At 62.1% G+C, this 14286-nt stretch carries 11 protein-coding genes; 5 read left to right on the top strand and 6 right to left on the bottom strand.

Going from position 1 to position 14286, the window contains the following annotated elements; translation table 11 throughout:
* The first annotated feature begins 7 nt into the window (after nt 1-7).
* The gene (locus HG549_RS23775; RefSeq protein WP_170033306.1) at nt 8-4660 is read left to right on the top strand and encodes a dermonecrotic toxin domain-containing protein; all 4653 of its coding nucleotides are present in this window, start codon (nt 8-10) and stop codon (nt 4658-4660) included.
* Between the two features lie 72 nt (nt 4661-4732).
* Here HG549_RS23775 and HG549_RS23770 read toward each other — a convergent pair whose 3' ends face one another.
* From HG549_RS23770 to gpmI, 5 genes are all read right to left on the bottom strand, one after another.
* Nucleotides 4733-6136: a trypsin-like peptidase domain-containing protein gene (locus HG549_RS23770; protein ID WP_170033304.1), complete on the bottom strand. Its 1404-nt coding sequence runs from the start codon at nt 6134-6136 to the stop codon at nt 4733-4735.
* 78 nt (nt 6137-6214) lie between these two features.
* Nucleotides 6215-6982, bottom strand: a complete 768-nt coding sequence (locus tag HG549_RS23765; RefSeq protein ID WP_170033302.1) for a divergent polysaccharide deacetylase family protein — start codon at nt 6980-6982, stop codon at nt 6215-6217.
* 8 nt (nt 6983-6990) lie between these two features.
* On the bottom strand, nt 6991-8307 hold the full coding sequence (locus HG549_RS23760) for a S41 family peptidase (RefSeq protein ID WP_170033300.1): 1317 nt from the start codon (nt 8305-8307) through the stop codon (nt 6991-6993).
* Between the two features lie 78 nt (nt 8308-8385).
* The gene (locus tag HG549_RS23755) at nt 8386-9690 is read right to left on the bottom strand and encodes a murein hydrolase activator EnvC (RefSeq protein WP_170033298.1); all 1305 of its coding nucleotides are present in this window, start codon (nt 9688-9690) and stop codon (nt 8386-8388) included.
* 228 nt (nt 9691-9918) lie between these two features.
* Complete coding sequence (gene gpmI / locus HG549_RS23750) at nt 9919-11454, bottom strand: 2,3-bisphosphoglycerate-independent phosphoglycerate mutase (RefSeq protein WP_170033296.1); 1536 nt, start codon at nt 11452-11454, stop codon at nt 9919-9921.
* Between the two features lie 204 nt (nt 11455-11658).
* Here gpmI and HG549_RS23745 point away from each other — a divergent pair, with 204 nt between their 5' ends.
* The 3 genes from HG549_RS23745 to secB are packed head-to-tail and all read left to right on the top strand — an operon-like array spanning nt 11659 to nt 12853.
* Nucleotides 11659-12072, top strand: coding sequence for a rhodanese-like domain-containing protein (locus tag HG549_RS23745; RefSeq protein ID WP_170033294.1), 414 nt, complete (start codon nt 11659-11661; stop codon nt 12070-12072).
* Nucleotide 12073: 1 nt separating this feature from the next.
* Nucleotides 12074-12328, top strand: a complete 255-nt coding sequence (gene grxC, locus HG549_RS23740; protein WP_003249204.1) for a glutaredoxin 3 — start codon at nt 12074-12076, stop codon at nt 12326-12328.
* A gap of 39 nt (nt 12329-12367) precedes the next feature.
* Nucleotides 12368-12853: a protein-export chaperone SecB gene (gene secB / locus HG549_RS23735; RefSeq protein ID WP_170033292.1), complete on the top strand. Its 486-nt coding sequence runs from the start codon at nt 12368-12370 to the stop codon at nt 12851-12853.
* A gap of 161 nt (nt 12854-13014) precedes the next feature.
* Here secB and trmL read toward each other — a convergent pair whose 3' ends face one another.
* Nucleotides 13015-13476, bottom strand: coding sequence for a tRNA (uridine(34)/cytosine(34)/5-carboxymethylaminomethyluridine(34)-2'-O)-methyltransferase TrmL (gene trmL / locus HG549_RS23730; protein ID WP_170033290.1), 462 nt, complete (start codon nt 13474-13476; stop codon nt 13015-13017).
* Between trmL and HG549_RS23725 the strand changes: the two genes are divergently transcribed.
* A complete protein-coding gene (locus tag HG549_RS23725) occupies nt 13475-13912 on the top strand; it encodes a hypothetical protein (RefSeq protein ID WP_170033288.1) in 438 nt (145 codons plus the stop codon). The genes trmL and HG549_RS23725 overlap by 2 nt on opposite strands.
* The last annotated feature ends 374 nt before the right edge of the window (nt 13913-14286 follow it).

Genomic DNA, 14286 nt, shown 5'->3' with positions numbered 1-14286 from the left:
ACCCAGCATGACCCCTACCCAGGTTCCAGTCTTTGATTTCAGGCAGGCCGTTGCCAGGCAGTTCGACGATCGGCCGACCCTGCGCCAGGTCGCCAGTGCACAGCTGCTGCGCGTGTTGCTGGCGGAGTTGCCATGGTTGGCCAATGTCACCCCAGCCTTGACAACGGCCGGCCCGCTGACACTGGACAGCCCAGAGCCCTACACCAACTATTGGACCACCGGCCCCTTGGTGGACCGGGTTCTGCAAGCCTTGCTCGATCCGCAACCGCTGAACCTCGAGCCACTGGCTGATGGCCGCCATTACAATCTCGGGCTGACTGGCGTCTATCGTTTCCCCGGCTCGGAAAGTGAACTCGATACCCGTCGGTTATCAGGCCTGTCATCTGCGCTCAATGAGCTGGTGGCGGAGCTTCCACAACACTTCTGCGAGGCTCAGCTCGAGTACTGGCGGGCCAAGGGCAGCGCCGGCGTCAGTCGCGACGAATGGTTGCAGTTGCTGCTCAGGATCGCTCTGCTGCGCAGCTTGCCTTTGCAAGGGCTGGCCCCCCAGGAGCAAGCGTGTATCCGTGGCCTGCTACACGGCGGTGACGACCAGCCTCCGGTGTACTTCGTCCAGACCCGGCTGACCAGTGCGTCCCTGCAACACGAGCAAATGCAATGCCAGATGTTGGTTTGTGGCGAGTGGGATGAACGCGAGGTCATTCTGTGGTGCGCCCCTTCGGGGGCGGTACGCAGCTTCGACTCGCTGAGCGCGTTTGGCCTCGCATTGCGTGACGAAATGGCCCAAGTCTATGCCTTTGAACAGATGAGTTGGCAACGCTATCCAGCCTACGGCAATGTGTTTGCCCAGCAGGTTTCGCTTTTGCTCGACACGCTGCTGCAACGGATTGAGCGAGCCCGCTATCTTGGCATCAAGGATATTGCGGCCCTTGAGCAGCGTTTTGCGCTGCTTGGCGACCCTTCGTCCTGGTTCGAGGTGTATCAGGATGACACCCCGGCAGTGACAGCACCTCCGGGTTTGCAGGGCGGCGTTGCGCAGGACAGCTTTGCGTGCAGTGCCGCGTTGCTGCAGATCGCGTTGTATCAGCTCGACTCGGGAGGCGTCGCAGCGCTGGATGGCATTCAGTCGCTGACCGATTACGCTCGCCAGAAGCTGGTCGCGCAAATCCGCGAGGATCATCGGGCTGACAGCTCACCGGACGAGCTGATGTTCGACCTTTACCTTGCCCGTGGGGTGCCGGGAGGATCGGCAACAGGCACTGGCGGCGGCGAACCACTCGTTTTCGCTGGCAGCAAGACGCTCACCGAATTCGCCATCGGTAACCTTGATTCCCTCAAGGGCGCGAGCATTGAGCGCATTTATCTGCACAACGGAGGCGAAGTGCCGCCATGGCTGGACGCCAACGCTGCCAGAGCGCTTGTCACCAAGGTAGATATCGGCAGCCATTACCCTGCCTATGTCGCTGCGCAGCTGGACGATCCGGCCAGGCGCGCGGAACGGGTCAAGCGTCTGGGGGGGGAATGGCGTGCGGCTCTGCTCGCCACTGCGATCACTGCCAAGCTGGACGGAAAGATCAGAGAGCCAGGGCTGCAATGTGTAGTCGACTTCTGTGCCGGGCAAGTCGACGCGGACACGCCGCGCATGACGTTGATGCCGTTGGCATTCAAGCGCAGCGCAACGTCCACGAAAACGGACATGGTGCGCTGCATGTACATCCTGTATTGCGCAGAGCCCTCATTGGCATTGCTTTACCGCCCTTTGTTCGCGCAGGACACGCTTCGCGAATATTCCAGCTTGCCGGCTTTGCTCGAGCATGTGCGCGAGTCGAAGATTCTGCAGGACAGCATTCTCGACTGGATGGAGCCGAGCGTCAGGGCAATATACGACCATGGAGGCTTCAGCGAACCCCACATCAGTGCCATTGGCATCGATCCTTACGTTCAGCCTGTGCGTCCGGAACCTGCCCAGCTGGCCATCAGCTACTGGCGTAGCGACATTGACGAGAAACTGTATGCGGCGAATCGGGATTTGCTGGTCAGGCTCGCTGACGACCAGTCTGTATCCAATGCCGAGAACCGCTGGCAAAACCTGTGCGAGGGCGCGTGGCTGTTGTTCGATGTCGTGACGTTGGCAGTCCGTGGCCCAGTGGCATCCATTGCCTGGTTGGTGCAACTGCTGGCTTCCTTGGAGCACGATCTTGAAGCCCTCGAGCGTGACGACGAGTTCGATCGTGCGGCTGCAACTGCCGACCTGATGCTGAACATGGGCATGGTGTTGCTGCATGCCAGGCAACCCGCCCAGGCAATGCCGAGGCATGAATTGCCCAGCGCGGCAGTAGTCGAAGGGCCTGAGGCACAGCGCGGGGCTTTTGCCGAGATCGCTGTCGCTCCGCTGGAGGTGGCGCCGGCATCTGGCGAGGCGTTGCCTGGCCCCTGGCTTGATCATGCCTACCGAGGCCGGGGTGGCGTCAACTGGTTACCGGAACAACTGAAGAAAAAACTCATGGCCATGCGTTCAGGTGTATCGCTCAATGGCCTGAAACCGTTGAGTGCCGGCGAAGCGGCGGGGTTGTACCGCATTGACGATAACTATTACGTAGCCTTGGGCGGGTATGTCTACCGTGTCGAGCAAAAGCCCTATGGCGTGCAGGTGGTCGATGCCAAGGGAGCCCCAGGGCCCTGGCTGAGTTTTGCCGAAGGCTTCTGGCGAGTCGACGCGTCACTCTGCCTGAAGGCCGGTATGCCGCCCAAAGCCGCCCGCGATCGGCTGGCGACCCGGTTTCGCGAACTGCATCAAAAGGTCAACCAGCTAGACCAACAGGTCGACCTTGCACGAGAACAATTCGGCAGGCTGGCCCTGAGTTCGCTGGAGTCGAAGCAAAAGCTGCAAACCCTCAGGGACCTCAGAGCCAAGGCAGCCGAAAAACAATCCTCGCTGCCCGAGGGGGACGAGGCAGCGAATTTGCAAGGTCTGCTACAGCGCTACGATGAACGCATAAACGAGTTGGAACGAAACGACTTCGAGCAAAGGGACCAGTCGATACAGCACCGGGAGGCTGCAGTCAGCGCCGAAAAGGCAATACTGCAGCTGCTGGCGATCATCAGGGAACCCAAATACACCAGCGAACGGCTGAAAGGCGGTTGGGATCCGGTGCTTACACAGCACGAGGCCACTGTTCGTGAGGGGCTTATTCGCAATAACGACTTCATCATCAATGGACTGTGGAGCCTTGTGGACTATCCCGAACTGGTCGAGATGCAAAAGGCCCTGGATGGGCAGCCAATTGCTGAAGTCGTTCAGTTGTATCGAAGGTTTCGCCTCAAACTGGAGGCCGTTGTCGGCATGCAGGAACGCATCCTCACGGGATACGAGAATCTCGATCAGGTGTTAGCCGATACTCCAGACAATTTCACGGTTAGTGGTTCGTCGGGCGAACCTGGGCGCACCGTTGGCCAGTTTATTGCCAAGCGCGAGTTCAGTACGGTTCAGCTGCGTTTCAACCAGGTATTGAGCCTGGCGGAACTGGCGTTGCATCAAGACAGCGGCACCGGTCAAAACCTGATTGCCGGCTACAAGGAGGAACTGGCTGGCCTGAGCCTGCGCAATGCGGCTGAAGCTCACGGTGAACTGGACTTTGCCAGGCTGACGGCCCAGGACAGGATTGTCATCCTGCAGGAAGCCTGGGACGAATACAGTGCTGCACTGCTTAACAGCGACCGCATTCGCAATGAGGGTGGGGCCCTGATCGAGCCGACGATCATCGATCGATACCGGGAACATGTCGGCAAGCTCAAACTCGATGCTGGCAGTCGCCTGGTCGAGGCAGTTCGTGAGCAGGATGACCCCAGCGTGGCCGCCAAGCGTACGCCTTATGCGGTGTCCAGCGTGCCGCAGCAGGTGGTGCGTAATGCTCAGGGCCAGCTATTGATCGGAACCGAGATCGAATTTCAGGGGCAGCAACTGTTGGAGGTGCGCGAGGCCGTCAGCAATCGAGTGTTGGCCACCTTCGAAAAAGTGGGGGACGACTGGCGCCAGCGTGAGGATGAGCGTCCGTTGTTATCTGACGAAGCCCCCCCCAGCGATCTGGCCATGTGGGTGCAGTCACTGTTGGACGAGAACAATTCCGTGCGGGTGAAAGCCAAGTCATACGTTCAGAACGATATCAAGGGTGCCTTGCTTGCCCAGTTGTTCGACCAGCAACTGGACAAACTGGCTCAGGCAGCGAGCACCGTGCGTGCTGCGGGTGGCAATGACGCACTGCTGAGGACCGTGGAGCGAGAGGTGGATGCGCTACGTGCAGAAAAGAAGCTGCAGCTCATCACCCTTTACACGGACACCAACTATCCCTCCGCCGAAGCCCTGCGCTTTCTCCACGCCGAGGGCCTGATCGAGGTCGAATACTGCGAGCGCCGAACCATGCAGGACAATAGTGCCTTTGATGAATATCGGGTGATGCGCCTACCGGGCAGACGTAACCTGTGGGCCGCACACTTCCATTTCCGGTCGCCTGACGATTTCGCCGAGGATTTCACTGCCGGCCACCTGAAGATCTGGAGCCAGCGTCGCATGAGCAGCCGCCTCGCTGCAATTTCGGGGCAACGGCTGCACCGCGGCAGGCTGACGCTGGAGCAAGCCAGAGGGATCATTCCGTTCCATTGAGCCGCCGGGTCACAAGGCGCAACCTGCGGTACCCGGCGTTCATGCCCAGGTACCGCAGGCTCGGGCGGCTTGTTACGGTGCAGTAGCTTGCAGCAGGTCGCTGCGGAACTCAGAACTTTGCCCAATCACATCGATGGCGACACTGCACAGCTTCAACGGCAAGGCCGAGCCCGGAATGTCGCGGCTCTGTGCGCGCAGCAGGCGATAGCCTGACTGGTCATTGCAGTCTGTCGTTGCCGGTGCACCACGCTTTACCCGGTAGAACACGACATCAGGGTCTCGCAGCCAACTGATGCGTGCGCCACCGTCGGGCAAGTGTTCAGTCATCACCCGAGCCATGGGCCTGCCCGGTGGCAGCAGGTCCACCTTGACGCTAAGGCTGTTGGCCATCAGCGCCCGAGATGGCAGTTGCTCTGGCGACTGTATGCCGATCAGGCACAAGTAGTGAGTACCGGGCTCGGGGCCGATCGGGTCATTGATCAGGGTTTCGCTCGAAGAAATGGTGCCGCTGTAGCCAACCGGGTCTTCGCAGGCGAGTGCGTCTGTGCTGGTTTTGTAGCGGTAGCGCGGTGTATCGATCAGGAACTGGAAGCCCCAGCGCGCAGGCTCTAGGGGCTCATCAGCCACGCCTCGGGCCTTGGTCAGTGTTTTGAAGCTGTTGCCCTGTGGCTCGAGTTGAAAGCCCGGCAGCAACTGGCAATCTTCCAGGTCGAGGTCTGCGCGCCCTGCACTGAAGCAGCCATTAAGGCGTTGCACCGGGATTGCACCAACCTCGTTGTCATGCAGGCTGTTGGCAATGCTGACCAGGCGATTGCTGACGGTGTCCACGACCGGGCTGCCGGAGGCGCCCTCATCCAGGCCTTGGCAATCGTTACGCTTGGCATGGCGCCATACCCAGCTACCGACACTGGATGTGCCCTGGGAGCGCTCGGTACAGGTGTACAGGCGCAAGCCTTTGCCGATCGAACTTGGCTCGCCGGCTATCTGGACTGCATTTCCCGATGGCGGGGATATGCCGGGTTTGACTGGCGTTATACCGAGCGCCAACAGTTCCTCCAGTGTGGCGTCGAGCTCCAGAAGCGCAAGGTCGGCACCCTGCAAGCTGTTCCATACGGTTCGTTTCAGGCGCACGGTATGGCGCTGGTCTTGTGTATCGAGGAAATAATTGAAACTGATGCTGCCGCTGATCGCCTGGTCCACGAGAACCTTGCCATTGATGCCGCCAACGCAGTGACCGGCTGTCACAACATAGGCCGGTGCAGCCGGGTCGCTATTGGCGTCGCGGCTGTCCAGCAGCGTACCGATGCAGTGCCTGTTCTGTGAAATCAGCCGACCGACACCGGTCCACTGGGAGCTTTGTCCAGCGTTGTTGTACAAGGTTACCGGCTCGGCGAACGTGCTGGCAGGGGCATTGGCGCCAGCCAGGTTGCTGAATAGCGTCAAGCCCAGTGTCGCCAGGATCGATGGTTTTAGCATGTCGTACCTCCTTGGGATGGAGGACGAAGGGTGAAGCCGCTATCGGGGTGTTTGGCGGTACATAGGTGAAGAGCACGCTCAGCGATTGCTGTAGCGGCCATGCCTGCCATGCGCCGGCATCGCCTGGTTGCTCCGTTCGGCAATCATCTGTGGCAGGTCGAGCAAGGTTATCCCCTGGCCTTTCAGGCGGGGCAGCTCGCGTGCCAGCACCTCCAGCGTTTGCGGGTAGGGATGGCCGATCAACACTGCCGAGCCTTGCTTGTGCGCCAGGGCGATACCTTGTTGCAGTTGCTCGGTAATGGCCTCGGTGGTGCGCACGTCGTCGAGAAACACATCCCGCGAGACATGTGCCAGGCCTTGTGCCTGAGCTTCGGCTGCGGCCACCGTGGCGGCGCTGGTGCGGCTGTCGACGAAGAACAGGTGACGCCGTTGCAACTCGCCCATCAGCCAGGCCATGGCTTCGCGCTGGGCCGTCATGCGGCTGCCCATGTGATTGTTGATGCCAGCAGCGTAGGGCACCTTGAGCAACGCGCTGTCCAGGCGCTGCGCCAGCGCTTCGATGGGCAGGCCAGGGTGCCAGGCATAGGGCCCGGTGGCCGGGTCCATGGGCATGTGCAGGATGACCGTCCTGCCGGCCTTGTGTGCCTGGCGGGCGAAGTCGGTGGCATGTGGGGTATCAGGCATGATCGCCATGGTCACCGGCCCGGGCAGGGCCAGGGTGCGACTGTCACGCTCGGGGCTCTGGCCCAGGTCGTCGATGATGATGCTCATATAGGCCTTGCCGGCCGGTGCCGCGTGCGCGACCCCGGCCAACAGGCAGAACAACAGACACAGCAGATAACGCATGGGGTGGGTCAGTCGCCCTTGGTGATGTTCAGGCCTTTGAGCAGGCTCAGGGCCTGGCTCAGCTGGAAGTCGTCATCCTGTGGCCGCTCCTTGCGCTTGCCGCTGCCGGTCGGGCGGTCGGCGCCGCCGTTGCCGTTGCCCAGGTGGCCCTGCAGGTCGGCTTCCTTGAAGTTGTCGGTGTCGGCTTCGGCGGTGAGCTTGGCTGGGCGCACTTCGATGTCGGGGACGATGCCCTGGGCCTGGATCGAGCGACCATTGGGGGTGAAGTACAACGCAGTGGTCAGCTTCAGGGCGCGGTCGTTGGCCAGCGGCAGCACGGTCTGCACCGAGCCTTTGCCGAAGCTGTCGGTACCCATCAGCACGGCGCGCTTCTGGTCCTGCAGGGCGCCGGCGACGATTTCCGAAGCCGAGGCGCTGCCGCCGTTGATCAGCACCACCAATGGCACGCCTTCGCTGGCATCGGCCGGGTCGGCCGAGAAGCGCAGCTCGGAGTTGGCGATGCGGCCCTTGGTGTAGACGATCAGGCCCTTGGTCAGGAAGTGGTCGGCCACTTCCACCGCCGATTGCAGCACGCCACCGGGGTTGTTGCGCAGGTCCAGCACCACACCGCGCAGCTTCTTGCCGTTGTCCTTGCGCAGCTTGGCCAGGGCCTTGCCCACTTCGTCGCCGGTCTTGACCTGGAACTGGGTGATGCGAATGTAGCCGTAGTCGTTTTCCAGCAACTGGCTCTTCACGCTCTTGACCTGGATGACTGCACGGGCAAGGGTCACGTCGAACGGGGTACCGCCATCGCGCACCAGGGTCAGGGTGATCTTCTCTCCGACCTTGCCGCGCATCTTGTCGACCGCCTCGGTCATGGTCTGGCCACGGGTCGGGGCGCCGTTGATCTTGACGATCAGGTCGCCCGCCTGCACGCCGGCGCGCGAGGCCGGGGTGTCATCGATGGGCGAGACCACCTTGATGAAGCCGTCCTCCTGGCCCACTTCGATACCCAGCCCGCCAAACTCGCCGCTGGTGCTTTCCTGCAGCTCCTGGAAGTCCTCGGGGCCGAGGTAGGCCGAGTGCGGGTCGAGGTTGCTGAGCATGCCCTTGATGGCGTTTTCCAGCAGGGTCTTGTCGTCCACCGGCTCCACGTAGGCCGCCTTGATGCGGTCCATGACCTCGGCGAAGGTACGCAGCTCCTCAAGCGGCAGGGGAGCCTTGGCGGTCACCTCGGTGGCCGGTACCGCTGCTGGCTTGGCCGGCTCTGCGGCAGTGGCCAGGGGCGCGCCCACCGCCAGGGCGATGGACAGGGCCAGCTGGGTGAGACGAGGCGAGTGCAGCATGTCGAACGAACTCCTGATCCTGTAAGCGCTCCCTGCGGAGCATCGGCGTGGCCCGTGGGCTACGCCGTAGAAATTTGACTAGCCCCGGCACCATTGCGAAGGGTCGGTAGGCCGGCCCTGCTGGCGAATGGCGAAATACAAGCCGGCGGCATCCTGGCCGCCGCTGTCGCCAACGGTGGAAATGGCTTCGCCGGCCTTGACGATATCACCGGCGCTCTTGAGCAGGCTCTGGTTATGCCCATACAGGCTCAGGTAACCGTTGCCATGGTCGAGGATGACCAGAAGCCCGGCACCGCGCAACCAGTCGGCAAACACCACACGCCCGCCGTGCACGGCACGTACCTGGGTGCCCGGGCTGGCGCTGATCATTACCCCGTCCCACTTGGCACGGGCATCGCTGCCGCGGGCATCACCGAAGCGCGCCAGCAATCGACCATTGACTGGCCAGGGAAGTTTTCCCCGCGCAGCAGAAAATGCGCCACCGTAGCTCGCGCCGTCGCTGGAAACCATCGGGCCCAGGGTGGTGCGGGCCTTTTTCGGTGGCTCTGCGGGTTCGCTGTCCTGCTCGCGGGCGGCGGCCGCAGCCAGGGCCTCTTGCTGGCGGCGTTTTTCCGCCTCCTGCTGGGCCAGCAAGGCTTTCTTGCGCGCCTCCTCGGCCTCGCGGGCCTGGCGGGCAAGGGTTTCCTCGATGGTCTTGAGTACTTTGGCCAGGTCGGCCTGGTCCTGCTCGCGCGACTGCAGCTTCTGGTCGCGGTCCTTCATGTCGCTGTTGAGCTTGGCCAGTACCTGCTGGCGTTTGCCACGTTCGGCTTCAAGGGCCTGGCGGCGGCTGTCGAGGTCGGCGCGCTGGGCCAGCAGCTGTTGCTGCTGGGTGGCAATGTCCTTCTCCACGTTGGCCAGCTGGCGCAGGGTCTCGTTGAAGGTGCGCAGCTGCTCCAGGCGCGCCTTGCTCAGGTAGTCGTAGTAGGTGAGGGTGCGGGCAAACTTCTCGGGGTTCTGCTGGTTGAGCAGCAGCTTGAGGTATTCCTCACGGCCGTTCTGGTAGGCCGAACGGGCCTGGATGGCAATCAGTCGTTGTTGTTCAACGCGGGCGCTCTGGAGTTTTTTTTTCTCGGTATCAAGGCGCTCCAGCTCGCCCTCGGTCTTTTTTAGTTCTTGCTGCAGCGCCTCCACCTGCTTTTCGAGGTTGCCGATATCGGTCTCGGTGGCTTTGAGGTCCTTCTGCACACCGGCCTTTTCTTCCTGGAGCTTGCTCAGCGTCTTCTTGAGCTCGGCAATATCCTGGCGGGTGGCGTCCAGTTGCTGCTGGGTCTGTGCACGCTCATCGGCAAAGGCCGGACTGAGCAGGCAAGACAGGGCTAGGAGGATCAGGGCGCGAAGCATGGGGTTTGGCGTACCAAGGATGGAGACTGGCCTAGTATGCCCGCGTGGGCGTGCAAAAAAAACGCCTCGCTGCGGGTGCAGGGGGGCGTTTGTCTGGAATTCATGTGGAAAGAGGGCTGCTGCGCAGCCCTTTCGCCACGCAAGGCAGCTTCCAAAGGCATCACGCGATCCCTTGGAGGAGCGGCCTTGTTTCGCGACGGGCCGCAAAGCGGCCCCTTTACCACGAGGTCAGGCGTCAACCAGGATGGAGGTTCCGGTCATTTCCACCGGCTTTTCCAGCCCCAGCAGCTTCAGCATGGTCGGCGCCACGTCGGCCAGCACGCCGCCATCACGCACTTTCAGGTTGCGCTTGCCAACATAGATGAACGGCACCGGCTCGGTGGTGTGCGCGGTGTGCGCCTGGCCGGTGCTTTCGTCTTCCATCTGCTCGACGTTGCCGTGGTCGGCGGTGATCAGCGCTTCGCCGCCCACCTTGTCCAGCGCGTCGACGATGCGGCCGACGCAGCCATCCAGGGCCTCGACAGCCTTCACTGCCGCCTCGAATACACCCGTGTGGCCAACCATGTCGCCGTTGGCGTAGTTGACCACGATCACGTCATAGCGTTGCTGCTCGATGGCTTCGACGATGCGGTCGGTCACCTCCGGCGCGCTCATTTCCGGCTGCAGGTCGTAGGTGGCGACCTTCGGCGACGGGATCAGAATGCGCTCTTCGCCTTCGAACGGCTCTTCGCGGCCACCGGAGAAGAAGAAGGTCACGTGCGCGTACTTCTCGGTTTCGGCAATGCGCAGCTGGGTCTTGCCGTTTTTCGCCAGGTACTCGCCCAGCACATTGTTCAGGCTGGCCGGAGCAAAGGCGGCAGGCGCCGGGATCTTCGCCGAGTACTGGGTGAGGCCGATGTAGGCTGCCAGCTTGGGCAGGCGGGCGCGCGGAAATTCGTTGAAGTCGGCTTCGACGAACACCCGCGACAACTCGCGGGCACGGTCGGCGCGGAAGTTCATGAACACCACGGCGTCGCCATCTTCAACCTTGACCGCTGCGCCGATGCGCGTGGCCTTGACGAACTCGTCGCTCTCGTCACGCGCGTAGGCAGCTTCCAGGCCTGCCAGGGCGGTGTCGGCAGTGTATTCGGCAGCGCTGTCGACGATCAGGTTGTAGGCGGCGCTGACGCGGTCCCAGCGGTTGTCGCGGTCCATGGCGTAGTAACGGCCAATGAGGCTGGCGATGCGGCCCTTGCCCAGCCTGGCGAATGTTGCATCGAGCAGTTCGATGGACGATTGCGCGCTGCGTGGTGGCGTGTCGCGGCCATCGAGGAAGGCGTGCAGGTAGATCTTTTCGGCGCCCCGTTGCGCAGCCAGTTCGGCCATGGCCACCAGGTGGTCCTGGTGGCTGTGCACGCCGCCGTCGGACAGCAGGCCGAGGATGTGCACGGCCTTGCCGGCACTGGCTGCCTTGTCCACCGCAGCGGTCAGCACCGGGTTTTCGAAGAACTCGCCGTCGCGGATGGCCTTGGTTACCCGGGTGAAGTCCTGGTAGACGACGCGCCCGGCACCAAGGTTCATGTGGCCGACTTCGGAGTTGCCCATCTGCCCGTCCGGCAGGCCGACATCCATGCCCGAGCCGGAAATGAGGCCATGCGGCTGGCTGGCGCGCAGGCGGTCATAGACCGGTGTGTTGGCGGCGTAGATGGCGTTGTATTCGGGGCTTTCGCTGTGGCCGAAGCCATCCAGGATGATCAGGACCAGGGGTTTGGGCGTACTCATCAATCAAACTCACGGTTGTTCAAAGATGATAAAGACACGCATTTTAGGGCAAATACGCCAGCGGCGGCGAATATTCGTCCCATCCCCCGACCGGCGCGCACGGGCTGGCAGGGTGAAGGTGGCTTTGCCGCCGGCCCGTCGGGCTTTGGTGGTAATAAGGGTGCTGTGTATACTGGCCGACATTTTCAATCGCCTGGAACACCGCTGATGGTTGCTCACCTGATTCAATTCGCGACAGATCACTACATCCTGGTTGCGATCTTCGTTGTTCTGCTGGTCCTGCTGCTGCTCAATGAAATCCGTCGTGGCGGCCAGAGCTTGAGCAATGGCCAGCTGACCGCTCTGGTCAATGCTGACAAGGGCCTGGTCCTCGACATCCGCCCGTCCAAGGAATACGCCGCAGGTCATATCGTCGGCGCGATCAACATTCCGCAGGACAAAGTGGTCAACCGTCTGAGCGAGCTGGAAAAGCACAAGGCGAAGACCCTGATCGTCGTCGACGCAATGGGCCAGCAGTCGGGTGCTATCTGCAGCGAGCTGCTCAAGGCTGGCTACACCGCCGCCAAGCTGAGCGGTGGCGTTTCCAGCTGGAAAGCCGATAACCTGCCACTGGTGAAGTGATATGAAGCCCGTCATCGTCTACTCCAGCGACTACTGCCCCTACTGCATGCGCGCCAAGTACCTGCTCGAGAGCAAGGGCGTGGCCTTCGAGGAAATCAAGGTCGACGGCAAGCCACAGGTTCGTGCCGAGATGAGCCAGAAGGCCGGCCGCACATCGGTGCCGCAGATCTGGATCGGCAGCACCCATGTCGGTGGATGCGATGACCTCTATGCCCTGGAGCGCGCCGGCAAGCTCGACGCGCTGCTGGCGGCCTGATTTGCCCAGCATTCAAAAACATTAGGATAAGGACCTGCCATGACTGACCAACAGACCAACGGCGCTGCTGCAGAAGACAACAGCCCTCAGTTCTCCATGCAGCGCATCTATGTGCGCGATCTGTCGTTCGAGGCGCCGAAAAGCCCGCAGATCTTCCGCCAGTCCTGGGAGCCGAGCGTAGCCCTGGACCTGAACACCAAGCAGAAGGCCCTGGAAGGCGACTTCCACGAGGTGGTGCTGACCCTGTCGGTTACCGTGAAAAACGGTGAAGAGGTCGCGTTCATCGCTGAAGTGCAGCAGGCCGGTATCTTCCTGATCAAGAACCTGGATGCGGCTTCGATGAGCCACACCCTGGGCGCGTTCTGCCCGAACATTCTGTTCCCGTATGCCCGTGAGACGCTGGACAGCCTGGTGACCCGCGGTTCGTTCCCGGCCCTGATGCTGTCGCCGGTCAACTTCGACGCCCTGTATGCGCAGGAAATGCAGCGCATGCAGGAAGCCGGCGAAGCGCCGACCATGCAGTAATAGCTGCCGGTATCAGGAAAGCGCCTCTCGGGGCGCTTTTTTGTTGCCTGTGCCGGCCCTTTTTCGCGGGCCCGCCCCCACAGGTAGGGCGCCGCTTTCAAGTGCTGCGCTGTACCTGTGGGAGCGGGCACGCCCGCGAAAAGGCCGGTACGGGCGCAAGATCAGCTCCCGGCGAACCCGTTCTGCCGCCATGCCTCGTACACCGTCACCGCCACGGTATTGGACAGGTTCAGGCTACGGCACCCTGGCCGCATCGGCAGGCGCAGGCGCTGTTCGCCCGGCAGGCTGTCCAGCACCTCGGCTGGCAGGCCTCGGCTCTCCGGCCCGAACAAGAAGGCATCGCCCGGCTGGTAAGCCACTTCGTGGAACGGCCGCGAGCCCTTGGTGGTGAACGCGAACAGCCGTGGGTTACCGAGGCTTTCCAGGCATCCGGCCAGGCTCTCGTGGCGCTTGAGCGTGGCATACTCGTGGTAATCCAGCCCTGCGCGTCGCAGGCGCTTGTCATCCAGTTCGAAGCTGATGGGCTCGATCAGGTGCAGGTCGCAGCCGCTGTTGGCGCACAGGCGAATGATGTTGCCGGTATTCGGCGGAATTTCTGGTTGAAAAAGGATGACGTGAAACATGCACGGCTCCAAGCGTGAAGATGACGGGCATTCTACCCCTGAACCGGACGAGCGTTCGAAGGCGTTGCCGCGGGTGATGCTGTCGCTGGCGATCGTCGGCTTGATGGTCGGGCTGATGATCGGCCGCCTGACCACGCCCGAGGAACGCGAACTGCAGCAGGTGCAGGTGGTGCAGGATGGCCTGGAGCTGTGGTTCAACGCCGAGCCCCAGCTGCACGGTGAGAATGTCGAGGGCACGGTGGCGTTGTTGTTCGAGGCTCAGGGCAAGCGCCAGCAGGGGCAATTGAGCCTGCAAGGCAAACCGGTGAGCTGGAAAGTGCAGAGGAGCAAGGAAGGCTTGCTGCTGACGGTGGTCGCCGCGCGCCCTCTGCACGGCGAATGGGCCGGTGCAGAGGACGCGGGGCGCTGGCGGGTGCAGGTGAAGCTGCACGAATAAAAGAGGGGATTTCCCGGCCTGCCTGTACCGAGGTCCCCAAAACGGGCGGTGTTGCGAATAAAAGAGGGGTTCACCCGGCCTGCCTGTACCGAGGTCCCCAAAACGGGCGGTATTGCGAATAAAAGAGGGGTTCACCCGGCCTGCCTGTACCAGGGCCCCCGAAACTGGGTATGTATTGGCTATTGCAGGGGGCGTGCCAAGTTTGAAGAGCCCGCGAATACTGGGCTTTCATGGGGATTTGGCCGGTTTTTGAGGGTATTTGTGCCTTCGGGAGGTGCATCGGGCACAGGATCGGTGCATCGTGGGCTGAAATGGCTGGGGCCGCTGCGCGGCCCATCGCGACACGAGGCCGCTCCTACAGCAGAATGAGCTGC

Origin of the sequence: Pseudomonas sp. SK (assembly GCF_012975065.1) — a bacterium.
GTDB classification, from domain to species: domain Bacteria; phylum Pseudomonadota; class Gammaproteobacteria; order Pseudomonadales; family Pseudomonadaceae; genus Aquipseudomonas; species Aquipseudomonas anuradhapurensis.
This window is presented reverse-complemented; position numbering and strand designations above follow the sequence as displayed.